Origin of the sequence: Salinicola sp. MIT1003 (assembly GCF_001858555.1) — a bacterium.
GTDB classification, from domain to species: domain Bacteria; phylum Pseudomonadota; class Gammaproteobacteria; order Pseudomonadales; family Halomonadaceae; genus Salinicola; species Salinicola salarius.
The window spans coordinates 43,033-68,878 of sequence record NZ_MCAP01000012.1 but is presented as its reverse complement, the minus strand read 5'-3'; the positions used below and the strand labels follow the sequence as shown (position 1 = coordinate 68,878).

Sequence of the window (25,846 nt, the reverse complement as noted above, 5' to 3'; positions counted from 1 at the left end):
TCCGTCCGTCAACCGGGGCGATTCACCGTGGCGATCCATCGGGGCAATCCACCGGGACAATCCACCGGGACAATCCACCGGGACAATCCACCGGGACAATCCACCGGGACAATCCACCGGGACAATCCACCGATTGCCATTGTGGCGCTCGGGCCGTCCCGTCAAAGGATTGATAAGCGATGAAAAATGCCACTATTCCGGAACAGCGCGCGCCGATTTGCCACTCGAGGGGGCGGCGGAAGGTCAGTCGTCGATCGGTATGAGTCGGTCAAGGTCGGCCTGGGTAGGAGCCAGCTCGGCGATCTCGTTCATACGCTGTTGCAGGAAGGCCTCGAGTCGTGGATAGAGCGCGACTGCGCGATCCAATTGGGGGTCCTGGCCGGTGATATAAGCGCCAACGTTGATCAGGTCGCGGTTGCGCTGGTAGCGCGAGATCATCTGCTTGAAGCCTTGCGCCTGGCGCAGGCGCCTGGTGTCGACCACCGCCGGCATCGCACGACTGATCGAGGCCTCGATATCGATGGCCGGGTAGTGGCCGCTCTCCGCCAGCTGTCTTGAAAGCACGATGTGGCCATCGAGAATCGCGCGGGCGGAGTCGGCGATGGGGTCCTGCTGGTCGTCACCTTCCGTCAGCACGGTATAGAAGGCGGTAATCGAGCCACCGCCGCGCTTGCCGTTGCCGGCCCGCTCCACCAGCGCCGGGAGCTTGGCGAAGACGGAGGGGGGGTAACCCTTGGTTGCAGGCGGCTCGCCGATGGCCAGCGCGATCTCGCGAGCCGCCATGGCATAGCGGGTCAGCGAATCCATGATCAACAGCACGTTGCGCCCCTGATCACGAAAGTCTTCCGCCAGCCGCGTCGCGTAGGCCGCGCCTTGCATGCGTTGCAGCGGCGAGGTATCGGCCGGGGCGGCAACCACCACGGCTCGGGCCAGGCCCTCGTCGCCCAGAATGTTTTCGATGAAATCCTGAACTTCGCGCCCCCGTTCACCGATCAGGCCGACGACGATGACATCGGCATTGGTGAAGCGCGCCATCATGCCCAGCAGCACACTCTTGCCGACCCCGGAGCCGGCGAACAGGCCCATGCGCTGGCCGCGGCCCACGGTGAGCAGCCCGTTGATGGCACGGATGCCCACGTCGATGGCGGTATCGATTGGCGCACGGGCCAACGGGTTGATCGGCGGCGTGTCCAGCGGGGCGTGGGGTGCCTGCTCGAGCGGGCCGTGGTCGTCGAGTGGCCGGCCGTTACCGTCGACGACGCGGCCAAGCAGCCCGTCGCCCAGCGGGAAGCGCCTGGCGCTGGCGATGTCCAGGCGGTTGCCGCTGAGCGCGAGTACCCGCGCGCCCGGCAACAGGCCGCTGGTGTCTGCCAATGGCATCAGGAACAGCTTGTCCCCGGCGAATCCGACCACCTCCGCCTCGGCGAAGCGTTCGTCGTCGTGGCCGTTGCCGGGGGAGAGTTCGATCAGGCAGGCGCTGCCAAGCGGAAGGCGGATGCCGATGGCTTCCAGCACCAGCCCCGTGGCGCGAGTCACCCGGCCTTCGTGGCGGTAATGGGAGAGTGATTCGACACGATGGCTGATCTTGCCCAGCACTTGACGCCAATGCTGGTGGTGCTGGGAGACTCCCGACGAGATCGAGGACTCTGTGGCGTCACTCATCATCGGAGCTCTCGCCATCAAGACCCTCGCCATCGAAACCCTCGCCATCGGCACTCTCGTGACCGAGGCCTTTACGACCGTTGTCGTTGTGGCTACCGCTGTGATCGACACCTTCTTGCTTCGAGCCGTCACGGCGGGCGCGGTCATGGCCTGACTCGAGCTCGCTGTCCTGAGATTCAGGCTTTGCCGGTTGGCCGCTCGACGTCGTCTTGCGTTGGCGTCGCTGGTCGAGAATCGCTTTCCACTGGGTGCTCAAGCTGGCATCGAGTCCGCCAGCAGCACTGGTGACATGGCAGCCACCGCGCTCGAGCGAAGGGTCGGCATGACACTCCCAGCCGCTGGCCTCGAGAGAGTCGCCCATGGACGTCGTTACCAGCTCGAGGTCATCCGGATGCAGCCACAGGCGGGGCTTGCCGTTCAGGGTGGTGTCGGCATCGAGCAGCTCGCGCACCACGCTCAGGATATGTTCAGGGTTCGCGGCCAGCGACTCGCCCGCCAGTTGGCGGCCTGTGATCAGCGCCAGCTCGACCAGTTGATCGGCGACTTCGGTATCCAGCGTCGCCAATGCCTGGCGGAAATTGTCGGCCAGCTCGGCAAGGGGGCGCAGCGTCATGTCCAGGCGCTTGTTGAATTCCAGTTCGGCGGCTGCGTTGGCCGCTTCGAGACCTTCCTTGTAACCTGCCTGATAGCCTTGCTCGTGCCCTTCGCTGTAGCCGCTTTCGTAACCCTGTTGCCGGGCCTTTTCGGCGATCGCTCGGCGCGCCTTCTCCTCGGCGTCTTCCCGTTGCCGACGGCGACGCTGCGCTTCAGCGTTTGCGGCGGATTGACCGGGAGCCGGGGACGGGGCGCGCGCGAGCTCTTCCATCTGCCAGCGGTGCCATTCGACACGGTCAGATTCGGTCCGATTGCTGCGATCAGACGTAGCCATCGTCGCCACCCGTCAAGGCGATTTCGCCGGAATCCGCCAGACGCCGTACGACCGCCAGAATCGACTTCTGTTCGTTTTCGACCTGCGATAGACGAACCGGTCCTCGGTTTTCCATGTCTTCGAGCATCAGCTGCGCCGCACGCTGAGACATGTTGCGCGTGAACTTGTCGACCAGTGCTTCTTCGGCACCGCGCAGTGCAATCACCAGAGAGTTGGTTTCGACTTCGCGCAGGATCATCTGGATGCCGCGGTCGTCGATATCCAGCAGGTTCTCGAACAGGAACATCTCGTCGATGATGCGTTGCGCCAAGTCCTCGCTGTGCGCGCGAACCACTTCGATGACCTGTTCTTCCTGAGTGGAGTTCATCAGGTTGAGAATCTCGGCCGCTGTCCTGACCCCGCCCATCTTGCTGCGCTTCAGGTTGGTGCCGTCGAGCATCGAAGTGAGTACCTCGGTCAGTTCCTGCAGCGCTGCCGGCTGTACGCCGCTGAAGGTGGCGATGCGCAGCATGACGTCTTCGCGCAGTTTGTCGCCGAACAGTTCGAGAATATCGGCGGCCTGGGAGCGCTCCAGGTGCACCAGGATCGTGGCGATGATCTGCGGGTGCTCGTCGCGGATCATTTCGGCGACCATCGACGCTTCCATCAGATTCAACGAGTCGATGCCCGACGCCGTATTGCTGGTCTCGAGAATGTCCTCGATCAGGCTGCTGGCGCGTTCGCTGCCCAGTGCCTTGGTCAGAACCGCGCGGATATGATCGCTGGAGTGCAGATTGATGGCCGTAAATTGCTCGGCTTCCTCGTAGAAATCGCGTAATACCGCCGCCATCTCCTGATGAGAGACCTGACCGAGCTTGGCCATTTCCTGGCTGATCTCCTGCACCTCTCGGCTGGAGAGGTACTTGAAGACTTCCGCTGCGCTGTCTTCGTCCAGGGAGAGCAACAGGATGGCGCCGCGTCGAGCGCCAGTCATTTCCACCGTCATGATTTGTCCATCCAGCTTCTGACGACCATGGCGACCAGGCGGGGATCTTCCTGGGCGATTTCACGAACTTCCTTGAGATCCTGCTCGTAGCTCGAGGCGCCGCGACGGCTGCGTTCGCGTCTCGAGCCTTCTACAGGCTCGTCGCTGACGCCGCTGTCACTGACTGCCTGGTAGCTCGCGGCACCGGCGGCTGCCGCCGCGCCGGTGGCGGGTGCCGGTGCCGCCACCGGCGCGGGAGCGGGCTCTGCGGTCTGGCGACGCAGGAGCGGTTTCACCACCTTGAACCACAGGAACAGGGCGACCAGGGCGACGACGAGATACTTCAGTACGCTCTTGCCGAGACTCCAGACTTCCGGCGTCTGCCACCAGGGCAGGGTATCGAAATCCTGTGCATCGATCTGGAACGGGCTGTTGACGACCTCGAGCGCATCGCCGCGAGCCGCCGAGAAGCCCATCGCCTGGCGAACCAGGCCACGAATCTGCTCCATCTCCGTATCGCTCAGCGCGACCTGGGTCGGATTGCCGTCTTCATCCACGCCGTCTCGATAGTTGACGACAATGGCTGCCGACAGGCGCTCGATGTCGCCGCTGTGCTCTTTGACGTGCTCTACGGTACGGTCGACTTCATAGTTGATGGTGCTGTCATGGCGTGCCCGGCCGGTGTCGGTGGTGTCAGCGGTCTCGGTGCCTTGCGTATCCGCGTTCTGGTTGTCGGCATTATCGGCATCGTCGGCCCCATCGGTCTGGGCTTGGGTGCCCTGCGCGTTGATCGGGGAGGCGGCAACGCCCGGCGGCTGATTGCTCAGCGCGCCCGGTACGCCCATGGCGAGATCGCCATTGCTCTGGTACGACGAGCTGGTCTGCTGGCTGCGCACGGCGGCCTCGTTCGGCGCCTGGTTGGGGCCGTAACGCTCTGCGGTCTGCTCTCTTTGGGAGAAGTCGATTTGCGCGGTGACCTGCGCGCGCACGTTCCTGGCGCCGACGATCGGCGCCAGGATCGCCTCGATGCGCTGGGCGTACTGGTCTTCGAGATTGTTGACGTAATCGAGCTGGCTGCCATCCAACTGGTTGGTGTTGCGGTTGGAGCGGCTCAGCAGATCGCCGTTCTGATCGATGACGGTGACGTCATCGATGGCCAGTTGCGGCACGCTGCTGGAGACCATGTGGACGATGGCGTTGACCTGGCCTTCGCCCAGTACCCGACCCGGCTGCAGATCGAGGACGACGGAGGCGGAGGCGGGTTCGCTCTCGCGGACGAAGACGGACGGCTTGGCCATGGCGAGGTGGACACGGGCCCGCTCGACGCTGCCCAGCGTGCCGATGGTACGGGCCAGCTCGCCCTCCAGGGCCCGCTGGTAGTTGACCTGCTCTGCGAACTGGCTGATGCCGAATGCCTGGTCGTCCATCAGCTCGAAGCCGACGCCGCTGGCTTCGGGAAGCCCCTGTTCGGCCAGCCGGAGACGAGTCTGGCGGACCTGGTCGGCCGGGACGAGCAGGGCCTGGCCGCCCTCGCTGAACTCGTAGGGGATGCCCATGGTATCGAGCTGGGTGATGATTCGACCGCCGTCGGCGTCAGTCAGCGTCGAATAGAGAACCCGATATTCCGGGCTGCGAGCCCACAGCAGCAAGGCGATCACGATAGCCACGGCGGCGGCGCCGGCTACGATCAGCGGGATACGGGGGTTCCGCTGCAATCTGTTCAACCAGTCGCGGCCGCCGGAGGTCGTCTCCGAAGCGGCTTGGCGATTCGAATTCCGGGCGGATGCATTGGCTGAATTCTGAGCGTCGTTGGACGACGTGGCCGTGCTCATGTCGGACTCCGCTCATGGCACGTGGTGCGACTCGACAACATAGCAGTAGTCTGCTCCCTGCAACGCGTCTGCTCATCCGTGCCTCGACACGCTCGGAGAGTCAGTCCGACGCGGCCCTGGCCGGGGCGTTAGTTTGATGGCAGCCATTATGTGTCGATGCGTTAATGGCGAAGGTGGGAAAAGCCGATGTTTTCACGCGCATTTACCGCGATAGTGTTTGGCTTGCTATTGATAGGCTGCCAGCGTCGAATCCACCGGCGGTCGTGTCGTCTTTCCACGGGGCGCCGTCATACAGGAAAAACTTCATGAGTGCTCCAGCCATTCAAGCGGCGCTTCAGCAAATGCAGGCTCTCTCGGCTCAGGCGAGCGGACAGGGCATGAGCGCGCAGAGCCCTGCTGCCGAGACTCACGGCAGCTTCGCCGGGGAACTGCAGGCCTCGCTCGGACGAATCAATCAGATGCAGCAGTCCGCCAATCAGCAGGCCATGGCCTTCCAGGCCGGCGATCCCGACGTGGCATTGAACGACGTGATGATCGATTCCCAGAAGGCGAGCGTGGCCTTCGACATGGGCGTCCAGGTACGTAATCGCCTCGTGACCGCGTACAAGGAAATCATGGGGCTGCAGATTTAAGGCGCTTTTCCGGCCTCGTTTTGCGCTTCACCGAAGCTCGGCGGTCGTTTGACCGCCGGGCTTTTCGCGTTCATCAGACACCACGCTTGCGATGCTGGCGCCATGTCTCCACCGAGTAGAATCCGAGCCCGATCCAGATCAGGACGAAGGTGGTCAGTTGGGGCCACGAGAGGGTTTCGTCGAATACCCATAGCGCCAGCAGGAACTGCAGCGTCGGATTGAGATACATCAGAAAGCCGACGGTGGAGAGCGTCAGCCGTCGCGCGGCGCCAGCGAAGGCGAGCAGTGGCAGGGTGGTGACGACGCCACTGATGATCATCAGTGCGGTGGTTTTCGATGTCTCGCCAAAATGGGACTGGCCATGCCAGGCCAGCCACGCCAACGCGGCGAGGCTCAATGGCAGCAGCAGGCTCGTTTCCACCAGCAGACCCGACAGCGCATCCAGGGAAACACGCTTGCGCAACAACCCGTAGGTGCCGAATGTCATGGCCAGCACCAGGCTTATCCAGGGTAGCTTGCCGAGTATCACCAGTTGCAGCAGAACGGCGCCGAGCGCGAGGCCGATCGCCAGCATCTGCCAGCGCCCTAGCCGTTCGCGCAGCACGAGCATCCCTAACGCCACATTGACCAGCGGCGTCATGAAGTAGCCCAGGCTCGCCTCGAGCACGTGGTGGGTTTCCACCGCGTAGATATAGAGCCCCCAGTTCAGCGCGATGAGCAGTGCGCAGCCGAGGCTCCAGCTCAGCCCGCGGACCAGATCGCGCGGGCTTCGAAAGCTGCGGCCCAACACGGCCCAGCGTCTCATCAGCGTGACCACGACGATCAGGAAGGCGCAGGACCAGAGGATGCGCTGGATCAGTACCTCGAACGCGGGCACGCCATCGAACAGCGAAAAGAACAGGGGAAAACAGCCCCACATCGCGTACGCGCCGACGCCGAACACGACACCAAGGCGCGCATCGCTCGCGGAAGCCTGCCGCTCGGGGGCTGCCGTCTCGGTGGTTCGAGGTCGGGAATCATCCATTGCAGGGCTCGACATGATCGACGCTCCATATCTCGGGCCCGTAATCTATCATGACCAACGTCACGCAGGCTGCCCGATGTCGACGGGAAATGTACCGGAATGTCCCGTGTCAGACGAAGGCGGCGATTTCAAAGAGGAAAGCCATGAACGAGTTACGCGTCAGCCTCGTACAGAGCGAGCTGCATTGGGAGGATCCGGCAGCCAATCGACGCCTGCTGGATAGCCGCATGGGGACGCTGGATGGCAGCCGGACCGATCTGATCGTGCTGCCGGAAATGTTCGCCACCGGGTTCACCATGAATGCCGAAGCGATGGCGGAGCCCTTCGACGCCAGCCCGACGCTGGACTGGATGCGCAGCCAGGCGCGGGAGCGAGGCTGCACCATCACCGGGAGCCTGGCGATCGCCGACGGTGGGCGCCGCTACAACCGGCTGATCTGGATGACGCCGGAAGGGGTGATGACCCATTACGACAAGCGTCATCTGTTTCGCATGGGCGATGAGCCCAGGCATTACGCGGCGGGCACCCGGCGCCAGGTGGTCGAGATCAAGGGCGTCCGCATCCTGCTGTCGGTATGTTACGACCTGCGTTTTCCGGTATGGCTGCGTCAGCAACCCGGCGCTGGTCAACCTTCCGAATACGACGCGCTGCTGTGCGTCGCCAACTGGCCGGCGCCGCGCAGACATCCGTGGCGAACGCTGCTGCAGGCGCGCGCCATCGAGAATCTGAGCTACGTGATCGGCGTCAACCGGGTGGGAGAGGATGGCAACGGGCTGCCTTACGCCGGCGACTCCATGGTGGTGGACTTCAAGGGCGAGCCGCTGGCCGATCATCCGCCGGGCGAGGCGTTCGTCGAAACCGTCACGATTTCCAGCGATGCGTTAAAGACATTTCGCGACAAGTTCCCGGCGTGGCAAGATGCCGACACTTTTCACTGGGGTGACTGACCTTTTCACTGGGATGACTGACAATGCGGTTGGATCGATTTCTTAGCGAGGCCACGGAACTCACGCGCAGCCAGGCCAAGCGTGCACTGCGCCAGTTCGAGGTCAGCGTCGACGGCGAAGTGACGCGAGACGCTTCGTATCAGGTTTCCGACGACCAGGTGGTGCGTTGGCAGGGCGACATACTGGAACGGGTCGGCTGGAGATATTTGATGATGCACAAGCCAGTAGGTGTCGAGTGCTCCCTGCGCCCGACGCATCATCCCTCAGTGCTGAGTTTGATCGATATCCCGCAGATCGAGCGGGTGCATCCGGTAGGGCGGCTGGATCTCGATACTTCGGGACTGCTGCTGATCAGCGACGATGGCAAGTGGACGCACCGCGTGACCTCGCCGAACCGCGCCTGTGTGAAGCGCTATCGGGCGACATTGGGTGAACCTCTGATAGCGGGCGAGGCTGAGCGCATCGCGGAACAGTTTGCCGAGGGCGTCGAGTTGAACGGTGACGACAGGCCGACCCGGCCGGCCACCTTCGAAGCCGTGGGTGATACCGAAGTGCTGATCGGCGTCACCGAAGGCCGCTACCACCTGGTCCGGCGCATGCTGACGGCGGTCGGTCATACGGTCGAGACGCTGCACCGTGAAGCGATCGGGCCGCTGGAGCTCGACCCGGATCTCGAACCCGGCGAATGTCGCTATCTGCGCCCGGAAGAGATAGCCGCGTTCTGAATGCCTTCCAGCGGGAAGCGGGAGCGCGGGCTTCAATTTTTATACCGTTATCTTGTTTTGGAAAAACACCTTCAGGCTACCTCGAATTCGTCATCAAGGCGGGGAGAGGGAGGAAGCGTCGATCAGCGCTCGTGTGTAAGCCGATTGCGGGTTTTCGAGCAGCCCCTCGCACTCTCCCTGTTCGACGACTTTGCCGTCCTTCAGCACCAGTATGTTGTGCGCCATCGCCCTGACCACGGCGAGGTCGTGGCTGATGAACAGATAAGCGAGGCCGTGTCTGGCCTGAACATTTCGCAGCAGCTCGATCAGTTGCTTCTGCACCGTGCGATCGAGGGCCGAGGTCGGTTCGTCGAGGACCAGCAGACTCGGCTTGAGGATCAGGGCGCGGGCGATGGCGATACGCTGGCGCTGGCCGCCGGAGAACTCGTGAGGGTAGCGGTCGCCGCAGTCTGGCGGCAGGTCGACGTCGCGGAGCGCTTCGGCAATGCGCTCGGCCACGGTCGATTCGTCGAGCTCGGGATGATGGAAACGCAGCCCCTCGCTGATGATATCGGCAACCGGCATGCGCGGTGACAGCGAGCCGTAGGGGTCCTGGAACACGATCTGGAACCCGCGTCGCTGGCGCCTGAGCGCATCGCCGCTCAAGGTATCGAGCCGCTGTCCGGCGAAGCGGATCTCGCCGCTGGCGGGCAGCAGCCGGATCAGGGCCGAGGCCAGCGTTGTCTTGCCGGAGCCGGATTCACCGACGATGCCGAGTGTTTCCCCTTTGCGGAGTTGCAGCGACAACGGCTCGACGGCGACGAAAGCCGGAGGGCGCGGCCGCAGGAAGGGCTTGGGTCGGGGAAACGCCACGCTGACGCGATCGGCGGCCAGCAGCGGTGTTTCGCCGTCCTGTTCCGGAGGCGTCGGCCGACCGCTGGGAATGGCATCGATCAGTTGTCGCGTGTAGGCGGCCTGCGGCGTGTCGAAGACGACGGGCGTGGGGCCGGTCTCCACGCGCTCGCCACGACGCATGACGACGACCCGGTCGGCATGGCGACGTACCAGGTTGAGATCGTGGCTGATCAGCAGCAGGCCCATGTCGTGACGATCCCGCAGGTCGTCCAGCAGCGCCAGAATCTCCTGTTGAACCGTCACGTCCAGCGCCGTGGTGGGCTCGTCGGCGATCAGTAGTTTCGGGTCGTTGGCGATCGCCATGGCGATCATCACCCGCTGGCGCTGCCCGCCGGAGAGCTGATGGGGCCAGGCCGAAATCAGCTCCTCGACCCGGGGCAGCCTGACCTGTTTCAACAGTTCCTTGATGCGGCGTCTGGCGGCTTCGCCTCGAAGCCCTTGGTGCAGGCGCAGCGTTTCTCCCAGCTGCTTGCCGACGCTATGCAACGGATTCAGCGACGTCATCGGCTCCTGGAAGATGAAACCGATCTGCCCGCCGCGCAGCGCGTTCCATTGGCGAGGCGAGAGATGGCCGATATCGCGGCCGTCGAAATAGCGCTCTCCCTGGATGTCGGTGCCCGCCGGCAGCAGGCCCAGCGCCCCCAGCGCGCTGACCGACTTGCCCGACCCCGACTCCCCGACCACGGCGACGGTTTCTCCTCGATCGACATGCAAATCCAGCGCGGTTACTGCCGCCTGGGCGCCGAAGCGGATGGTCAGTTGGCGCAGTTCGAACAGTCGCTTGTCGCTCATGGCAGGCTTTCCTGACGCGGGCTATCGAGTGGGGCGGCAGGTCGATCGACCCGGCTCGCGGTGAGGATATGGCGTGGATCGAACGCGTCGCGCAGCCCCTCGCCGATGAATACCAGTAGCGACAGCATTACGCTCAGGGTGACGAAAGCGGTCACGCCGAGCCAGGGCGCCTGCAGGTTGTTCTTGCCCTGGGCGACCAGTTCGCCCAGCGACGGCGAGCCCGGTGGCAGCCCGAAGCCGAGGAAATCCAGTGCCGTCAGCGTCGTGATGGCGCCGGTGAACAGAAACGGGATGAAGGTCAGCGTGGCGACCATCGCGTTGGGGAGCACGTGTCGGCGCATGATCAGATGCGAGGGTAGCCCCATGGCGCGCGCGGCTCTCACGTACTCGAGATTCCTGGCGCGGAGGAACTCGGCGCGAACGATATCGACCAGGCCCAGCCACGAGAACAGCAGCATGATGCCCAGCAGCCACCAGATGTTGGGTTCGACCAGGCTGGCCAGGATGATCAGCAGGAACAGGACCGGCAATCCCGACCAGATTTCGATCAGGCGCTGGCCGATCAGGTCGATCTTGCCGCCGAAGTAGCCTTGAATGCCGCCGATCACCACGCCGAGGAAGATCGAGCCGATGGTGAGCGCCAGGGCGAAGGCCACCGACAGCCGAAATCCGTAGAGAACGCGGGCGAAGACGTCGCGGCCCTGGTCGTCGGTCCCCAGCCAGTGGCGGCTGCCGGGCGGCGAAGGCACCGGCCCCTGCACGTCGCGGTCCAGCGTCTGGTAGGAAAACGGCACCGGCGGCCACAGCATCCAGCCATTGTCGGCGATCTGCTCGTAGACGACGGGGTCGCGATAGTCTGCGGTCGTCGGCAGGAAACCGCCGAACTCGGTTTCGGGATAGTCCACCAGCAGCGGCACGTACCAATGGCCGTCGTACTGCATCACGATCGGCTTGTCGTTGGCGACCAGCTCGGCGCCCAGGCTGACGATGAACAGCAACCCGAAGATCCAGAGCGACCAGACGGCACGTCGGTTGCCGCGAAAGACCTGAAGGCGACGCTGAGTGATTGGCGACAAGCGCCGGCGATGGCTCGATGTCATCACGACTCCCGGGTGCCGAAATCGATGCGTGGGTCGACCCAGACGTAGGTCAGATCCGAGATCAGCTTGAGTACCAGCCCGATCAGGGTATAGAGGTAGAGCGTGCCGAAGATCAGCGGGTAGTCGCGCTGCATGACGGCCTCGAACCCCAGCAGGCCAAGGCCGTTGAGCGAGAAGATCACCTCGATCAGCAGCGAGCCGGTGAACAGGATGCCGATCAGCGCCGAGGGCAGGCCGGCGATGATGATCAGCATGGCGTTACGGAACACGTGGCCGTAGAGCACGCGCCGATCCGAGGCGCCCTTGGCGCGAGCCGTCAGCACGTACTGCTTGTGAATCTCGTCGAGAAAGCTGTTCTTGGTCAGCATGGTGAGGGTGGCGAAGCTGCCGATGGCCGAGGCGAGGACCGGCAGCGTGATGTGCCAGAAGTAATCCTGGATCTTGCCGAGCAGCGACAGCTCGCTGAAGTTGGAGGACGTCAGCCCGCGCAGCGGGAACCAGTTCAAGTAACTGCCGCCGGCAAAGACCACGATCAGCAGAATCGCGAACAGGAAGCCGGGGATCGCGTAGCCGACCACCACCGCGCCCGACGACCAGACATCGAAGGCGCTGCCGTGGCGCAGGGCCTTGCGAATGCCCAGCGGGATCGAGATGAGATAGACCAGCAGTGTCGTCCATAGCCCCAGCGAAATCGACACCGGCAGCCGATCCAGTACCAGGTCCAGCACCGGCTGCCCCCGGAACAAACTCTCGCCCAGATCGAACGTGGCATAGTCCTTGAGCATCAGGCCGAAGCGTTCCCAGGCCGGCTTGTCGAAGCCGTACTCTTCGGTCAGTTGTTGACGCAGTTCCTCGTTGACACCGGCAAGGCGCTGCGCGCTGCCGCCATTATTGCCGTCGCCGCCACCGCTTTCGAGACCGGTGCTGGCATTGCTGTTCAAACCTTCGAAGCGGGCCATCATCTGGTCGATCGGTCCGCCGGGGGCGGCCTGCACGATGATGAAGTTGAGCAGCAGAATCCCCAGCAGGGTGGGAATCATCAGCAGCAGGCGACGAACGATATAGCTGGCCATGGCGGGCAATCACTCCTGGCCGCGCTGGCGCGCGGTGATGGCCTGGGCGCGGTCGGGATCGACCCACCACACCGTGAAATCGGGCGTATAGCGCGGGAACGGCCGAGGGTAGTCGAACTTGTCCCAGACGGCGACGCGAGTGCCGTCGAAATTCCATTGCGGCACCACATAGAAGCCCCACCGCAGAACCCGGTCGAGTGCCCGGGAGGCGGCATCCAGCGTCTCGCGATCGTCCGCCTGGATCAGTTCATTGACCAGAGCGTCCACTACCGGGTCCCGCACGCCCGCCAGGTTGCGGCTCTGGGGGACGTCGGCATAGTCGCTGGTCCAGAAGTCGCGCTGCTCGTTACCGGGATTGGCCGATTGCGGAAAACTGCCGACGATCATGTCGAACTGGAAATGGCGCAGGCGGTCGAGGTACTGGTTGACGTCGACCACGCGGATCTTGCTCTGGATGCCGAGCCGCTCCAGATTGCGTATGAACGGCTGGGTGATGCGCTCCCACTGGCTGTCGTAGAGCAAAAACTCCAGCGTGAAAGGCTGGCCCGTCTCGAGGTTCACCAGTCTGCCGTCGCGGACGTCGTAGCCGGCCTCGCGCAGCAGTTCGAGCGCCTGACGCAGGCGCGGACGCAACGCCTCGGGGCGGGACATCGGCAGGGGCTGGTCGAATACCGCGGCGGGCAGCTGGTCGCGATGGGGTGCGAGCAAGTCAAGCTCGCCGTCGCTGGGTAACCCGGTTGCGGCCATCTCGGAATTCTGGAAAAAGCTCTCGGTGCGCTGATAGGCCCCGTAGAAGAGATGTTGGTTGAGCCAGTCGAAATCGAACGCCAGCCCCAGCGCCCGGCGTACACGAGGGTCCGATAGTTTGTCGCGGCGCGTATTGAACACGTAGCCCTGCATTCCTGCCGGCTGGCCATCCGGCACGATTACCCGCTGGATCGCGCCGTCCTCGACGGCCGGCGTATCGTAGGCGGTCGCCCAGTTCTTGGCGCTGCTTTCGATGCGCATGTCCAGCGCGCCGGCGAGAAACGCCTCCAGCGCCACCGATTGATCGCGGAAGTAGTCGTAGACCAGCCGATCGATATTGTAGCGCCCGCGATTGAGCGGCAGATCCCGCCCCCAGTAGTCGTCGACGCGCCGATAGACGATACGCCGGCCGGGGTCGACTTCGTCGATCTCGTAGGGACCGGAGCCCAGGAGCTTGTCGAGGGTCGGTTTGGTGAAGTCCTTGTCTTGCCAGTAGTGTTTGGGCAGTACGGGCAACTGCCCCAGGATCAGCGGCAGTTCCCGCGACTGGTTGTTGGAAAAGGTGAAGCGCACAGTGCGTTCGCTGAGTACCGAAGCCGATTCGACACTGGCGTAGTAGGCGCGATAGAAGGGCGAGCCCTTGTCGCGGAGCAGCCGGAAGCTGAACGCGACATCCTCGGCGGTGACCGGCGTGCCGTCGTGGAAGCGCGCCTCGGGCCGGAGATCGATTTCCATCCAGTGACGGTCGGGATCGAGCCGGATGCCGCCGGCCAGCAGCCCGTACATGGTGAAAGGTTCGTCGGCGCTGGATTCCATCAGCGTGTCGTAGATCTGGTTGAGGCCGTCGGCAGGCGTGCCCTGGATGATGAAGGGATTGGTGGAGTCGAAGCTGCCGTTGGCTGCACGGCGCAGCGTCCCGCCCTTGGGGGCGGCGGGGTTGGCGTAGGGCAGGTGGTCGAAGTCGGCGGGCAGCGCCGGATCGTCATAGAGCGCGATGGCATGCACGGTAGGTACGCCAGCGCTCTGCCCCGGCGTTTCTGTCGGCTGGGCGCTGACCGGCGCCGACAGCAGTATGGTCAGCGCCAGCGCGGCAGCAGCCAGGAGCCATCGGAATCCAGCCATCTTCGATATCCTTCATCTCGGTGCGAGCGCCCGTGTGGGCGCCAGACGTGGTGAATCGTTGTACCGCTAAACGCTGCCCTGTCAAAGCGCGATCAAGGGAAAAACGCTATCGATGATCGCCGTTCTGCGCCAATGTCGTGGCGGGCACGGAAAGCGTCTGCCCGATACGGATGATGCTCCCCTCGAGGCCGTTTTCCTGACGGATCTCGTTGACGCTGGCGCCGAAGCGCGCGGCAATGGCCGAGAGGGTATCGCCGCGACGAACTACATAGCGGTTGAGCACTGTGCGTTCCGCAGTGGGCAGCGTCGCCAGGTTGGCGAGAAAACGCTGCTTTGCTGCCGCCGGTACCAGCAGGCTGGCGTCGTCGCGCGGGCGCGTCGAGGCCCGCTTGAAGCCGGGGTTCAGATCGCGCAGCGTCTGCGGGTCGACGCCGGCGAGGTCCGCTGCCATCGACAGCGTCAGCGGACCGCCGGTATCGACCTGGGCGAACTGGGTCTTGTCGGGAATCGAGGGCAGCGCTACACCGTACTGCTCCGGCTCGGCGATTACTGCCGATAGCGCCAGCAGACGCGGAATGTACGCCATGGTCTCCGCAGGCAGGCGCAGATGCCAGTAGTCGATCGGGTCACCGCGATTGGCCGCGGCGTTCCGAGCGGCATTCACGGTGCCGGCGCCCGCATTGTAGGCGGCCAGCGCCAGCAGCATGTCACCGTCATACCAGCGGTCGGCCTGCTGCTTGATATAGTTCATGGCGGCGTCGGTGGCGGCGACCACGTCGTGGCGGCCGTCGTACCAGGCCGTGCGCGACAGGCCCATGGCATCACCGGTGCCAGGCATGAACTGCCACAGGCCCGCTGCCCCGCCCGGATTGGTGGCCGTCGGGTCGTAGCCGCTTTCGATGAAGGGCAGTAGCGCGATCTCGCTGGGCAGCTGATGGGCCTCCAGTCGCCGGGTGACCCAGCGAAGCCAGGGCTTGGCCTGTTCCGCCACTTGCTCAACGTGTTGCGGGTGCTCGCGATACCACGCCAGCCACTCGGCCACGCGGGGGTTGGCCGTCTCGTGGGACATCCGGAACCCTTTGCGCAGGCGGTTCCAGACATCGGGCGCTCGACGCTCCTGGAGCACCAGCGAAGACCAGAAGGTACGTTGTGAAGCGCCGCTTGCGGCCTCCGGCGCCGTTTTTGCCATGGCGGTCACGGGAAGCGCGGACAGCAGCAGGCTACCGGCGAGGCCGACGAAGACATGGCAGCGCCTCGGTGGGAAATTCATTCGTTCAAGATCCTTGGTAACACGGTCACCGCAGTGGTCAGGTCGACAGCGAATCACGTCGTCTCGCTCTGCGATGCTAGAAACGATCCTTCCATGCGCGCAGCGTGGCAAAGGCGGCCATGCTGTCATCGACGGGCCCTTGCTCATGCAATGTCTCGCGCAGGCCTGGCTCGTCGACGCGCAGGAACGGGTTGATCTGGCGTTCGCGGCCCAGCGTGGTCGGCAGCGTGGGCCGATCCAGGTCGCGAGCGGTCTGGCACTCGCGCCGGTAGGCGTCGCGAGCGGCGTTGTCGGGCTCGGCGGCGGCGGCGAAAGCCAGGTTGGCGAGGGTGTATTCGTGGGCGGCAAACACCAGGGTGTCTTCCGGCAGTGCGTCGAGTTTCGCCAGCGAGTCCCGCATCTGCTCGGGAGTACCTTCGAACAAGCGCCCGCAACCGCCGGAGAAGAGCGTATCACCGGCAAACAAAAGCCCTGGTGTGCCGGGCGCATGGAAGGCGATATGATCCAGAGTGTGGCCGGGGACGGCGTAGACTTCGAAGCGGCGCCCCAGCACGCGACATTCGTCACCTTCGCCGACGCGATGGTCAATGCCGGAGATGGCGTCGTTGGCGGGGCCGTAGACCGTGGGAGCGTAGCGCTCGATCAGCGCCTGCAACCCGCCCGTGTGATCCTGATGGTGGTGGGTGATCAGGATGGTGTCGAGCGTCAGATTTTCCTGTTCCAGCCAGGCTATGACGGGTTTGGCATCACCGGGGTCGACGACAGCGACGCGCTCCTGCGAGTCCTGGCGCAGCAGCCAGATGTAGTTGTCCTGGAACGCGGGAATCGGCTTCACGGTCAACATGTGGCATTCTTCTCCGGCAGGTTCGTCTGTGGATTCGGGTATCGAGGGTCGAGCCGTTGGTCTGACCCCGTGCAGCACGCGCGGGTTCCCGCAAGCCTTCACGCCGTCAGGTTCAGCGGCGAGCTGCCGTCCAAAAAGCGATAACCTTGGGGAGTAAAGCCGTCCGTGTCAATCTCGCCGCCGGATCAAAGCCTGCAGGCAGCCGTCCGCCAGGGACGCCGGTTCTGGGCATCGCCGCCCGGACAGGCGTTGTGGCGCGCCGAGCGCGCCTGTCTCGGGCCGCATTGCGAGCAGCATCGCGGCATGGTGAGCCTGCAACTGGGCATGGCGCCGCTGATGAGCGACATGTGTCCGATTCGCCATTCGCTCGATTGGGCGCCTTCCACCGAACTCGTTCGCACCGAGAACTGTCTGGTCTGCCTGCCCGGCAGCCTGCCGCTCGCCGACGATAGTGTCGATCTGGTGTTGCTGCATCACCTGCTGGAGGCTGTGGACCAACCTCACCACGTTCTGCAGGAAGCGGCTCGCGTGACGCGTGGCGACGGTCGTCTGGTGATATTCGGCTGGCATCCCTTCGGGCCGACCGGCCTGCGCCGGCGCTATCACCCCGCGCCGTGGCAGCACCAGTGGCGAACGCCAGCGCGCCTGCGGGACTGGCTGACGTTTGTCGACTTCGAGATCGAGCGGGTAGACTATTGCGGTTTCCGGTTACCCGGCCGCGCGCTGGGCAGCGACCGTCTGGAGACGCTCGGGCGCCGCTACAACCTGCCGCTGTCCTCGGCCTATCTGGTGGTAGCAAGCCGGCGCAGTATTCCCGTCCAGCCGATCAAGTTGCGCGACCCGGTGCTCGGTGGCGGCAAGTCCGGCGCCTGGCTGGGGCTGGCCAGGGAGACCCGGCCGACCGGTCATCACGGTTGCCAAAAATCGCATCGCACGCCGATTCATGCCGCAGGCCGCATGGCGGTCGACGCTGCGGCGCCGCTGGCGCCGGGAACGGCAGGCGAGTCGTGTCGCTCGTCGAAACGTGAGTCTCTCGTCGAAACGTGACCATGCCGAGCGCCAGGATGAAGCACCCGCTAGATCTCCGCAGACGACTGCCTGAGCTCCACGACCGCCTGACATCATAGACAGCCGTCATCACCAGAAGACCAGAAGCGTCATCGCCAGAAGTGTCATCACCAGAAGCGTTATCACCAGAAGAGAGTACGTCTTGCCAGCTCCGAATTCCGAATCGCCGACGATGCCCGCCGTGACCATCTATACCGACGGAGGTTGCCGCGGCAATCCCGGCCCCGGCGGCTGGGGGGCGTTGCTGGTCTCCGGTCGACACGAGAAGCCGATGAAGGGCGGCGAGGCCGAAACCACCAACAATCGCATGGAGCTGATGGCGGCGATCCAGGCCCTGCGTGCGCTGGACCGGCCCTGTCGCGTCGCGCTGTGGACGGACTCCCAGTACGTTCGCAAGGGCATCACCGAATGGATACACGGCTGGCAGAAACGTGGCTGGAAGACCGCGGCCAAGCAGCCGGTCAAGAATGCGGAACTCTGGCGGGAACTGCTTGCCGAAACCCACCGCCACGCCATCGAGTGGCACTGGGTCAAGGGCCACAGCGGCCATGAGGGAAACGAGGCCGCCGATCGGCTGGTCAACGAGGCGATCGACGAAGTCATCGCAAAGCGTCGGTCTTCGGCACGATAATCTGGTCTTTCATGCAGCGGTCCGAACACCAGAAGTCGTGATCCTGTCGTCAAAACACGAATGACTGCCGCCAGGCACAAGCGAGGAAAACGTATGCGCCAAATCGTCATGGATACGGAAACGACCGGTATCGACCCGCGAGAAGGCCATCGCATCATTGAGATCGGCGGCATCGAACTGATCAATCGCCGTTTTACCGGGCGCACCTATCATCAGTACGTCAATCCGGAGCGGGATATCGAGGCGGAAGCCGTCGAGATCCACGGCATCACCAACGAACGAGTCGCCAACGAGCCCGTGTTTGCCCAGATCGCCGACGAGCTGTGGGAATTCATGCGCGGCGCGCAGCTGGTCATTCACAATGCGCCGTTCGATGTCGGCTTCTTCGATCACGAGTTCAAACTGCTGAAGGCGGTGCGTGGCGAGCCGGTGCTCGGCCCCGTGGCCGAGCATTGCAGCGTGCTGGATACGCTGAAGATGGCTCGGAAGATGCATCCGGGGCAGCGCAACAGTCTCGATGCACTGTGCAAGCGTTACGATATCGACAACGGCCAGCGCGTACTGCACGGGGCGCTGTTGGACTCCGAGATCCTGGCTGAGGTCTACCTGGCCATGACCGGGGGGCAGACCGCATTGTCGCTCGCCGGTAACGACGACGGTGATGACCGCGCGCCCGGCGCTGCCAGCGGCATGCGTCGGGTCGAACGAAACGGCGTGCCGCTGGCGGTGCTCAAGCCGAGCGAAGCCGAGTGGCAGGCTCACCAGCAGCGGCTCGAGCAAATCCGCCAATCGGCCGGGCAGTGCCAATGGGATGCCCTGGAAATGCCGGAGACCCAACACTGATGCTACACCGCGAGATACCGCCGATGGATATCGTCGGCGGCTGGTTGCTGCGCATGGGCGAGAGCGGGGTTGCGCGGGCTGAATCCGGCAGCATGCTCGTCTATTGCGAACGATGGCCTGAACAGGCGCTGCGGCTGGGATACTGGCACGGCGAGCCGGTGGCCGTGGTGGTCGAGACAGACGGCGAAGACTGGCCGCCGTTTCGCGACTGGCTGGCACAGGCGTCGGCCTCGGAAAGTGAGCTGCTGGCGACCGCGCTGCAGGTGACACGGTGGGAGCGGGATCATCGCTTCTGCGGCCGTTGCGGTCACGCCACGCGGCGGCTGTCCCACGAGTTTGCCATGCAGTGCGACAACTGCGGCCTGCGCGGTTATCCCCGTATTTCGCCTTGCATCATCACGCTGGTGACGCACGGCAGGGACATGCTGCTGGCGCGAAGCCCACGATTTCCACCGCAGCGCTACTCGACGCTGGCGGGTTTCATCGAACCTGGAGAGTCGGTGGAAGCGGCCGTGCGGCGGGAAGTGATGGAAGAGGTGGGCGTCGAGGTGGGGCGGGTGAGTTTCTTCAAGAGCCAGTCCTGGCCGTTCCCGCATTCGTTGATGATGGGGTTCTTCGCCGAGGCGGCCAGTCGTCGAATACGGATCGACGGCGAGGAAATCGTCGACGCGGCCTGGTTCACCCCGGAAAAACTGCCTCAACTGCCGCCAACCTATTCGATTTCACGGCAGTTGATCGAGACACATCGCGGGGCGGTCGCCATACGCTGAACGTATCGGTTCAGACGGTGGATTTTCCGAACAGCTTGGGGAGCCGGCTGGCAAGGCCGATGTCTCCCTTGACCTTCACCTTGCCGGTCAGCAGCGCCTGCATGGCGTTGAGTTCCTTTCTCACCAGCTTCATGAGCGTGGTGGTATCGCTCGAGATGGTGACGCTGGGCTCGGGATGGCGCCCCGGCTGGATGTCGAGCGAGCCATGATCGATCGTCATGTGGTAGTCGTCGACATCGTCGAGATCGAACTGATAGACGGCCGAAACCGTCTCGGCAGCCTCGGTATCGAACCGGGCACGAAGTTTGGCGATCAACTGGTCGTCATCCATGATGATGTCTCCTGTAACAGAAGCGCTAAGCAAATCATCGCCGGTATTGCCATGCAAGCGGTGGAAGCGGGGAAGGCGATTTTCTTCGATGCCTCTGTCGAGAACGGTGAATGTTTCGAACCCTGCGAATCTCGATCCAGCAGCGACGGTAATTTGAACGGAAAGTGAACGGCCGGGCCGTGAATGGTTAGAACGATGAACGGCCAGGATCATGACTGGCTAGAACAAGGAGTATGACGTGATCGAATGGTTGGCCGACTACGGTCTCTTTCTCGCCAAGACGGCGACACTGGTGATCGCCCTCGGTGTGATTCTGATGCTGATCGCCCTCGGGCGTCGCAAGGGGCAGGGCAGCGCCGGATCGACGCTGAAAGTCGTCGAACTGGACGAGCGTTTTCAGCGTCGGCGTCGTCAGCTGCATCTGGCGGCGGTGCCCAAGGCAGGCCGACGCCAGTTGGCCAAGCAGTTGCGGAAGTCTTCCAAACTGGCCCACAAGCAGGAGGCGAAACGCGAGGCCGAGCGTGTCTGGGTGCTCGATTTCGAGGGTGACCTGAAAGCTTCCGGAACGCCGGCGTTGGCCGAGCTGGTATCGCTGCTGCTGGAAGAGATCAGGAGCGGAGACGAGATCGTGTTGCGTCTGCAGTCCGGCGGTGGCCTGGTGCACAGCTACGGCCTCGCCGCGGCGCAGCTGGATCGCCTTCGTGATGCTGGTGCCCGCCTGACCGTATGCGTGGACAAGGTCGCGGCCAGCGGCGGCTACATGATGGCGTGTTGTGCCAACCACGTGATTGCCGCCCCGTTCGCGGTCATCGGCTCGATCGGCGTCGTGGCGCAGATACCCAATGTCCATCGGCTGCTCAAGAAGCACGATGTGGATGTCGAGCTGCTGACCGCCGGGCGCTACAAGCGCACGTTGACGGTGCTGGGCGAAAACAGCGAAGAGGGGCGTGCCAAGTTTCTCGAGGATCTCGAGTCCACCCACGACCTCTTCAAGCATTACGTGGCCCAGCGGCGGCCCAACCTGGATATCGAGGCCGTCGCGACAGGGGAGATCTGGTATGGCAGCGAGGCGCTCGACGCCGGCCTGATCGATGCAGTGGGAACCAGTGACGCCTATCTGCTGGAAAAGCAGCGCCAGCAGGCACGCGTGCTCAATGTGGCGCTGGCATCACGTTCTGGCCTGATAAGCAAACTGGGTAAAGGCATGGAGAGCGGTCTGGAAAGAAGCGTGGACCATATTCTCCAGCGGGTCGAGGATCTGCGCTGGCAGCGCCGCTGACCCGCTCGGCACCGCCCGGCAATAGGCAAGCCGGGCGAAAGCGGCTCAGGCGATATCCAGTTTGCCGAGCGTCTGGATCAGGCGCTCGGCGACGTCGCCGTGGAGCGAGTAGTAGATCACCTGCGAGCTGCGGCGGGTCGTTACCAGGCCTTCCTGGCGCAGAACGGCAAGATGCTGTGATAGCGCCGATTGGCTCAGCGTCATTTCTCTATTGATCTGACTAACGGAATGCTCACCCTGCATCAGCAGGCAAAGAATACGCAATCGGCTCTCATTGGCGATCGCTTTGAGAGTCGCAGTGGCAGGACCGATCTGGTGGTCGCCGAGTGGGGTAATCATTGTCGTCATCGTGAAATTCCGCGTGCGCGTTGGCGGATCGCCTACACTGAACCCGCTGTTCAGTCATTGCTGATATTAGCGTGATGTAACTGAACGTTACAATGCTTTTTGGCGCGTATCTCCCGGGCGGCTGGTGATCGCAGTCGGGAGTCCCTATAATCGGCGCCCGCTTCAAGCCATCCGGCCACCATCGCCATTCAGAGGGTTCCCTAACCCCTCGGCCAACTCCGGTAATAGCTCTTTGAAAATGAGAGCTACGGCAAACGAAAAAGGTCTCTCATGTTGACACTCGACAATCGACAACGCCGACTCGCCCTGCTGTGGCTGGTCAGCTTCCACGTGCTGGTGATTACTGCCAGCAACTATCTGGTCCAGCTGCCGTTCACCCTATGGGGGCTCCATACCACCTGGGGGGCGTTCAGCTTTCCGTTCATTTTCCTGGCCACCGACCTGACGGTCCGATTGTTCGGCAAGGCGCCGGCAAGAAGGATCATCGCCAGGGTCATGGTGCCCGCGCTATTGATCTCCTATGCCGTGTCGGTGCTGTTTCAGCAGGGCCGGTTTCAGGGAGTGGAGGCGCTGGCCCAGTGGAACCTGTTCGTCGGTCGAATCGCGCTGGCCAGTTTCATGGCTTACGTGCTGGGCCAGCTGCTCGACATTCACGTGTTCGACCGGCTGCGCCGGCTCCGCGCCTGGTGGGTCGCGCCGACGCTCTCCACGATTCTCGGCAACCTGGCGGATACCTTCGCGTTCTTCGCCATCGCCTTCTGGCAGGGCCCCGATCCGTTCATGCGTGAGCACTGGGTGGAGATCGCCTGGTTCGACTACGCGGTGAAGCTGTCGATCAGTCTGATCTTCTTCCTGCCGCTGTACGGCGTTCTGCTGGCCTACCTGGGGCGTCGCCTGCTGGCCCAGGGAGATCGATTCAATCTGCCCGGCGTGTCGCGCCAGCGGGGATAGCCGTCGCCGATTGTCGCCGCGCAACGCCGTCTATCGGGCGCTGGCGGTGTCGCCTGCGTGGAGGCGGAGCCGAACCCCGGGTTTTGTTATCCTTGACCGAGCTGGCGGCTTCTCGAGCCGTCGAACCGGATTTCAGGAGGGATGACGTTGCAACTTCACTGTATCGATACCGGCGTCGCGGAGAGCGGCGATACCGCGATTCCGCTGGTCGTGCTGCACGGGCTGTTCGGTAGCGCCGACAACTGGCGCTCCCACATCAAGCAGTGGCAGGTCGATCGACGCGTGATCGCCGTCGACCTGCGTAATCATGGCCGCTCGCCTCACGTCGAGGGGATGCGATACGCGGCGATGGCGTCCGATGTCGTCGCGTTGCTGGACGAGCTCGATGTCGAACGCTTCGACCTGCTGGGGCATTCGATGGGCGGCAAGGTCGCGATGACGCTGGCACGGCTTCATTCCGCGCGGGTGGCGCATCTGATCGTCGCCGACATCGCGCCGGTGGCGTACGAGCACGGCCACGACGAGATCTTCGCGGCGATGCGTCGGGTCGAGACGGGGCAGCCGACATCCCGTCGCGAAGCCGCGGCGATAATGGAAGAAGAGATCGAGAGCGCGCCCACGCGTCAGTTTCTGGCGACCAATCTGGTGCGCGACGACGATGGCGTCATGCGCTGGCGGGTCGGGCTCGACGAGATCGGCGCGGGGTACGAGGACATCATCGCACCGCCCGATGGCGATCAGCCCTTCGAAGGTCCGGCCTTGCTGATTCGTGGCGGTGATTCCCACTATGTGCGGGATCGTCATCGCGACGCGGTCGCCGCGGTCATGCCCAACGTCGAATGGCAGACCCTGGAAGGCGCCGGTCACTGGCTGCACGCCGAACAGCCGGAGGCGTTCCGGGAGGCCGTGAATCGCTTCATCACCGGCTTCTAAGCTCTGTCTGAAAATCGACGAGCGATAGCCAGACAAGGCGCAACGACCGTAGGCGGTAACAGCCGAAGGCTGGCCCGAAGGGTAAGCGTAGCGATTCGACGTCATGTCGGCTCGGCGTTATAAGGGGTCGATTCCGCCATCGATCGGGATCGGCTCGATACCTGCGTCATCGGACGAGATGAAACGATTGAGGATACGATAGGTATCGATATCGAAACCGCGAGTGTCAGGCAAGGTGTCCAGATCATCGAGTCGTTCGACACTGCCTTGATAGTGCCAGTGATCGACGATGTGCAGGCCGACCTCGCCCTGCCGGTCGCTTTCCCTGAAAGCGACGCGGCCGGGCCAGGGCCAGTTCTCGATGCGCAGTTTCTCCATGGCATTCCGCGCTCGCTGGGTATGCGCTTCCAGGCTTTCCATCCCGCAGCAGGCGCCGAGGCAGCGGCCGATCTGATAGCCGAAGCAGCGTCCCTGTCCGGTTTCCAGTCCCAGTACGCGCAGACACAGCGATTCGTCGTTGGCGATGTCCCGGAGCGTCAGCTGGGCATCGCGGCGATTGCGAAACAGGCCATAGAACCGTGCCCGAGCCGTCACTACCCACTGGCCGTCGGTGAGCGTCGGACGATCGTCGCCGTCGGGCCAGTTCCAGCTCACCATGCGTACACGCTTGCGTAGCTGCCGGTTGTAGAGCGGCACCCAGCGCTTGATCAGGTCGGCCTCCAGCAACTGGGCGCCAAGATCGCCGCTGGTTCTCATCCACGCGATACGCCGGGTCTGCGTCATCATCTGCTCATGGCGTCGGGAGACCGGCTGCTGCACATGACTGCGAACGCGGCTGCGCACGTTGACGCTCTTGCCGACGTACAGCGGCAGTTCATTCTGACCGAAGAAGACGTAGACCCCGGGTCGCGCCGGCAACGCCCCCAGTTCGTCGACGGTCGTGCTCGGCAGCGCCTGGGTCGGATCCTGCCGCGGGTCGTAATGCAGTGCGTCATAACGCGATGATATTGAACTCATATCACCAATCTAGACGATCTTTCGCTAGGGTGCGTTGAGATCCACCGCGAGGCGGGAGACCGGGCTCTGGGCCTTGACCTGGCCTCGTTCGAGCAAAAACGCCTCGAAATCGCGGTAGCGTTTACTGTCGAGTGCCGCCGGACGCAAGGCGAAGCGGGGCAGTGTGGCTTTCCAGGCGGCCGCGTTGAGCGGCGTATCCAGCGCCGGATCGTAGGCGATGAAACTCTGCCATGCGTCGTCCGGATGATTGATGATCCAGGATGTCGCCTCGCCGATGGCGTCCATGAAGCGTCGGTCGGCTTCGCGGTGCTGGTCCAGCGTCTCGCGATTGGCGACGAAGATCAGTTCGTCGTAGGTGGGCACGCCCTGTTCCTCGATATAGAACGCCTTGCCTTCGACCCCTTCCTGTTTCATCTGCGCCGGCTCGAAGTTACGGAAGGCACCGGTGACGGCGTCGACCTTTTCGCTGATCAGCGCCGGCGTCAGCGAAAAATTGACGTTGACCATGTCGACGTCGTCCAGGCTCAGGCCGCTGTTCTCGAGCATGGCCGACAGCAGAACCTCTTCGACGCCGCCGACTGAGTATCCGACCTTCTTCCCGGCGAGCTGGGAAAGGTCTTCGATACCGCTATCCGCGCGTACCAGCAACGCGTTCAACGGCGTCGCGATCAGTGTGCCGACGCGAACGACCGGAAGCCCCTGATCTACCTGCAAATGCAGCTGCGGCTGATAGCTGACCGCAAGATCGATCCGCCCGGCGGCGACCAGCTTGGGCGGGACGCTGGGATCGGCCGGGGCCTGAATGTCGACATCCAGTCCGCGTTTCTCGAACAGCCCGCGCTGCTTGGCGATGACGATCGGCGCGTGAACCGGATTGACGTACCAGTCGAGCATCACGCTCAGCGGAATCATCTGTGGCGGCGCCAAGGCATCTTCGTCTTCCTGCGCCAAGATCGGCGTCGCCAGGATCAGGCCCAGCAGCGCCAGGCTCATCGCCAGTCCGCGCCGCCACAGTGTCGATCGTTGGGTTGCACGTTGGGTTGCCATTGCTTGTTCCCCTGTCATTTTGATGTATTCATGAAGGCATGCATGGTTGATACGATTCGCTGGAAAGACCCG

At 63.6% G+C, this 25,846-nt stretch carries 25 protein-coding genes; 10 read left to right on the top strand and 15 right to left on the bottom strand.

From position 1 onward, the window contains the following. Positions 1-243: 243 nt before the first annotated feature. From fliI to fliF, 4 genes are read right to left on the bottom strand one after another with little or no spacing between them, the layout of a single operon-like run. Positions 244-1,662 (bottom strand): flagellar protein export ATPase FliI, encoded by a 1,419-nt coding sequence (gene fliI, locus BC443_RS07595; protein ID WP_071231273.1) that lies wholly within the window; start codon positions 1,660-1,662, stop codon positions 244-246. Continuing rightward, positions 1,655-2,590 (bottom strand): flagellar assembly protein FliH, encoded by a 936-nt coding sequence (locus BC443_RS07590; RefSeq protein WP_071231247.1) that lies wholly within the window; start codon positions 2,588-2,590, stop codon positions 1,655-1,657. Before BC443_RS07590 ends, fliI begins: the two co-directional genes overlap by 8 nt. Beyond that, positions 2,577-3,575, bottom strand: coding sequence for a flagellar motor switch protein FliG (gene fliG / locus BC443_RS07585; protein WP_071231246.1), 999 nt, complete (start codon positions 3,573-3,575; stop codon positions 2,577-2,579). Before fliG ends, BC443_RS07590 begins: the two co-directional genes overlap by 14 nt. Next, positions 3,572-5,386 (bottom strand): flagellar basal-body MS-ring/collar protein FliF, encoded by a 1,815-nt coding sequence (fliF, locus tag BC443_RS07580; protein ID WP_071231245.1) that lies wholly within the window; start codon positions 5,384-5,386, stop codon positions 3,572-3,574. The genes fliG and fliF overlap by 4 nt, the downstream gene beginning before the upstream one ends. Positions 5,387-5,691: 305 nt before the next feature. Here fliF and fliE point away from each other — a divergent pair, with 305 nt between their 5' ends. Next, a complete protein-coding gene (fliE, locus tag BC443_RS07575) occupies positions 5,692-6,018 on the top strand; it encodes a flagellar hook-basal body complex protein FliE (RefSeq protein ID WP_071231244.1) in 327 nt (108 codons plus the stop codon). A gap of 73 nt (positions 6,019-6,091) precedes the next feature. Here fliE and rarD read toward each other — a convergent pair whose 3' ends face one another. Next, the gene (rarD, locus tag BC443_RS07570) at positions 6,092-7,057 is read right to left on the bottom strand and encodes an EamA family transporter RarD (RefSeq protein WP_244179835.1); all 966 of its coding nucleotides are present in this window, start codon (positions 7,055-7,057) and stop codon (positions 6,092-6,094) included. Between the two features lie 128 nt (positions 7,058-7,185). On the opposite strand from rarD, the gene BC443_RS07565 reads away from it, so the two are divergent. Then, entirely contained in the window at positions 7,186-7,989 is an 804-nt protein-coding gene (locus BC443_RS07565; RefSeq protein ID WP_071231242.1) for an amidohydrolase, read from the top strand. Positions 7,990-8,012: 23 nt separating this feature from the next. After that, entirely contained in the window at positions 8,013-8,714 is a 702-nt protein-coding gene (locus tag BC443_RS07560) for a pseudouridine synthase (RefSeq protein ID WP_071231241.1), read from the top strand. Between the two features lie 93 nt (positions 8,715-8,807). On the opposite strand, the gene BC443_RS07555 is transcribed toward BC443_RS07560, so the two are convergent. From BC443_RS07555 to gloB, 6 genes are all read right to left on the bottom strand, one after another. Further along, positions 8,808-10,400: a dipeptide ABC transporter ATP-binding protein gene (locus BC443_RS07555; protein WP_071231240.1), complete on the bottom strand. Its 1,593-nt coding sequence runs from the start codon at positions 10,398-10,400 to the stop codon at positions 8,808-8,810. Next, on the bottom strand, positions 10,397-11,500 hold the full coding sequence (locus BC443_RS07550) for an ABC transporter permease (RefSeq protein ID WP_071231239.1): 1,104 nt from the start codon (positions 11,498-11,500) through the stop codon (positions 10,397-10,399). Before BC443_RS07550 ends, BC443_RS07555 begins: the two co-directional genes overlap by 4 nt. Further along, a complete protein-coding gene (gene yejB, locus BC443_RS07545; protein ID WP_071231238.1) occupies positions 11,500-12,573 on the bottom strand; it encodes a microcin C ABC transporter permease YejB in 1,074 nt (357 codons plus the stop codon). Before yejB ends, BC443_RS07550 begins: the two co-directional genes overlap by 1 nt. A 9-nt stretch (positions 12,574-12,582) precedes the next feature. Continuing rightward, a complete protein-coding gene (locus tag BC443_RS07540; RefSeq protein ID WP_071231237.1) occupies positions 12,583-14,442 on the bottom strand; it encodes an extracellular solute-binding protein in 1,860 nt (619 codons plus the stop codon). 106 nt (positions 14,443-14,548) lie between these two features. Continuing rightward, the gene (locus BC443_RS07535) at positions 14,549-15,712 is read right to left on the bottom strand and encodes a transglycosylase SLT domain-containing protein (protein ID WP_071231236.1); all 1,164 of its coding nucleotides are present in this window, start codon (positions 15,710-15,712) and stop codon (positions 14,549-14,551) included. Between the two features lie 76 nt (positions 15,713-15,788). Further along, positions 15,789-16,556 carry a hydroxyacylglutathione hydrolase gene (gloB, locus tag BC443_RS07530; RefSeq protein ID WP_071231235.1) on the bottom strand — a complete coding sequence of 256 codons (768 nt, stop codon included), beginning with the start codon at positions 16,554-16,556 and terminating at the stop codon, positions 15,789-15,791. A gap of 165 nt (positions 16,557-16,721) precedes the next feature. Between gloB and BC443_RS07525 the strand changes: the two genes are divergently transcribed. The 4 genes from BC443_RS07525 (at position 16,722) to nudC (ending at position 19,868) form a co-directional block, all read left to right on the top strand. Continuing rightward, positions 16,722-17,603, top strand: coding sequence for a methyltransferase domain-containing protein (locus tag BC443_RS07525; protein ID WP_071231234.1), 882 nt, complete (start codon positions 16,722-16,724; stop codon positions 17,601-17,603). A 193-nt stretch (positions 17,604-17,796) separates the two neighbouring features. Continuing rightward, positions 17,797-18,255 (top strand): ribonuclease HI, encoded by a 459-nt coding sequence (gene rnhA / locus BC443_RS07520; RefSeq protein ID WP_071231233.1) that lies wholly within the window; start codon positions 17,797-17,799, stop codon positions 18,253-18,255. A gap of 93 nt (positions 18,256-18,348) precedes the next feature. Further along, entirely contained in the window at positions 18,349-19,098 is a 750-nt protein-coding gene (gene dnaQ, locus BC443_RS07515) for a DNA polymerase III subunit epsilon (RefSeq protein WP_071231232.1), read from the top strand. Continuing rightward, complete coding sequence (nudC, locus tag BC443_RS07510; protein ID WP_071231231.1) at positions 19,098-19,868, top strand: NAD(+) diphosphatase; 771 nt, start codon at positions 19,098-19,100, stop codon at positions 19,866-19,868. The genes dnaQ and nudC overlap by 1 nt, the downstream gene beginning before the upstream one ends. A gap of 10 nt (positions 19,869-19,878) precedes the next feature. On the opposite strand, the gene BC443_RS18795 is transcribed toward nudC, so the two are convergent. After that, positions 19,879-20,199: an SCP2 sterol-binding domain-containing protein gene (locus tag BC443_RS18795; RefSeq protein ID WP_071231230.1), complete on the bottom strand. Its 321-nt coding sequence runs from the start codon at positions 20,197-20,199 to the stop codon at positions 19,879-19,881. 238 nt (positions 20,200-20,437) lie between these two features. Here BC443_RS18795 and sohB point away from each other — a divergent pair, with 238 nt between their 5' ends. Then, entirely contained in the window at positions 20,438-21,478 is a 1,041-nt protein-coding gene (sohB, locus tag BC443_RS07500; protein ID WP_071231229.1) for a protease SohB, read from the top strand. Positions 21,479-21,523: 45 nt separating this feature from the next. Here the strand turns inward: sohB and BC443_RS07495 are convergent, their stop codons facing one another. Next, positions 21,524-21,826, bottom strand: coding sequence for a metalloregulator ArsR/SmtB family transcription factor (locus BC443_RS07495; protein ID WP_071231228.1), 303 nt, complete (start codon positions 21,824-21,826; stop codon positions 21,524-21,526). A 270-nt stretch (positions 21,827-22,096) separates the two neighbouring features. Here BC443_RS07495 and BC443_RS07490 point away from each other — a divergent pair, with 270 nt between their 5' ends. Together BC443_RS07490 and BC443_RS07485 are read left to right on the top strand one after the other, a co-directional pair. Then, positions 22,097-22,777 carry a 7-cyano-7-deazaguanine/7-aminomethyl-7-deazaguanine transporter gene (locus tag BC443_RS07490; protein ID WP_071231227.1) on the top strand — a complete coding sequence of 227 codons (681 nt, stop codon included), beginning with the start codon at positions 22,097-22,099 and terminating at the stop codon, positions 22,775-22,777. A gap of 141 nt (positions 22,778-22,918) precedes the next feature. Then, the gene (locus tag BC443_RS07485; protein ID WP_071231226.1) at positions 22,919-23,710 is read left to right on the top strand and encodes an alpha/beta fold hydrolase; all 792 of its coding nucleotides are present in this window, start codon (positions 22,919-22,921) and stop codon (positions 23,708-23,710) included. A gap of 117 nt (positions 23,711-23,827) precedes the next feature. Here BC443_RS07485 and BC443_RS07480 read toward each other — a convergent pair whose 3' ends face one another. Then, a complete protein-coding gene (locus tag BC443_RS07480; protein ID WP_071231225.1) occupies positions 23,828-24,727 on the bottom strand; it encodes a hypothetical protein in 900 nt (299 codons plus the stop codon). Positions 24,728-24,751: 24 nt separating this feature from the next. Further along, complete coding sequence (locus BC443_RS07475) at positions 24,752-25,774, bottom strand: ABC transporter substrate-binding protein (RefSeq protein WP_247643241.1); 1,023 nt, start codon at positions 25,772-25,774, stop codon at positions 24,752-24,754. Positions 25,775-25,846: the final 72 nt, after the last annotated feature.

Coding starts and splice junctions, on each gene's coding strand:
- fliI (WP_071231273.1), bottom strand. CDS start 1,662: ATGAGTGACGCCACAGAGTCCTCGATCTCGTCGGGAGTCTCCCAGCAC.
- BC443_RS07590 (WP_071231247.1), bottom strand. CDS start 2,590: ATGGCTACGTCTGATCGCAGCAATCGGACCGAATCTGACCGTGTCGAA.
- fliG (WP_071231246.1), bottom strand. CDS start 3,575: ATGACGGTGGAAATGACTGGCGCTCGACGCGGCGCCATCCTGTTGCTC.
- fliF (WP_071231245.1), bottom strand. CDS start 5,386: ATGAGCACGGCCACGTCGTCCAACGACGCTCAGAATTCAGCCAATGCA.
- fliE (WP_071231244.1), top strand. CDS start 5,692: ATGAGTGCTCCAGCCATTCAAGCGGCGCTTCAGCAAATGCAGGCTCTC.
- rarD (WP_244179835.1), bottom strand. CDS start 7,057: ATGTCGAGCCCTGCAATGGATGATTCCCGACCTCGAACCACCGAGACG.
- BC443_RS07565 (WP_071231242.1), top strand. CDS start 7,186: ATGAACGAGTTACGCGTCAGCCTCGTACAGAGCGAGCTGCATTGGGAG.
- BC443_RS07560 (WP_071231241.1), top strand. CDS start 8,013: ATGCGGTTGGATCGATTTCTTAGCGAGGCCACGGAACTCACGCGCAGC.
- BC443_RS07555 (WP_071231240.1), bottom strand. CDS start 10,400: ATGAGCGACAAGCGACTGTTCGAACTGCGCCAACTGACCATCCGCTTC.
- BC443_RS07550 (WP_071231239.1), bottom strand. CDS start 11,500: ATGACATCGAGCCATCGCCGGCGCTTGTCGCCAATCACTCAGCGTCGC.
- yejB (WP_071231238.1), bottom strand. CDS start 12,573: ATGGCCAGCTATATCGTTCGTCGCCTGCTGCTGATGATTCCCACCCTG.
- BC443_RS07540 (WP_071231237.1), bottom strand. CDS start 14,442: ATGGCTGGATTCCGATGGCTCCTGGCTGCTGCCGCGCTGGCGCTGACC.
- BC443_RS07535 (WP_071231236.1), bottom strand. CDS start 15,712: ATGAATTTCCCACCGAGGCGCTGCCATGTCTTCGTCGGCCTCGCCGGT.
- gloB (WP_071231235.1), bottom strand. CDS start 16,556: ATGTTGACCGTGAAGCCGATTCCCGCGTTCCAGGACAACTACATCTGG.
- rnhA (WP_071231233.1), top strand. CDS start 17,797: ATGCCCGCCGTGACCATCTATACCGACGGAGGTTGCCGCGGCAATCCC.
- dnaQ (WP_071231232.1), top strand. CDS start 18,349: ATGCGCCAAATCGTCATGGATACGGAAACGACCGGTATCGACCCGCGA.
- nudC (WP_071231231.1), top strand. CDS start 19,098: ATGCTACACCGCGAGATACCGCCGATGGATATCGTCGGCGGCTGGTTG.
- BC443_RS18795 (WP_071231230.1), bottom strand. CDS start 20,199: ATGGATGACGACCAGTTGATCGCCAAACTTCGTGCCCGGTTCGATACC.
- BC443_RS07495 (WP_071231228.1), bottom strand. CDS start 21,826: ATGACGACAATGATTACCCCACTCGGCGACCACCAGATCGGTCCTGCC.
- BC443_RS07490 (WP_071231227.1), top strand. CDS start 22,097: ATGTTGACACTCGACAATCGACAACGCCGACTCGCCCTGCTGTGGCTG.
- BC443_RS07485 (WP_071231226.1), top strand. CDS start 22,919: ATGACGTTGCAACTTCACTGTATCGATACCGGCGTCGCGGAGAGCGGC.
- BC443_RS07480 (WP_071231225.1), bottom strand. CDS start 24,727: ATGAGTTCAATATCATCGCGTTATGACGCACTGCATTACGACCCGCGG.
- BC443_RS07475 (WP_247643241.1), bottom strand. CDS start 25,774: ATGGCAACCCAACGTGCAACCCAACGATCGACACTGTGGCGGCGCGGA.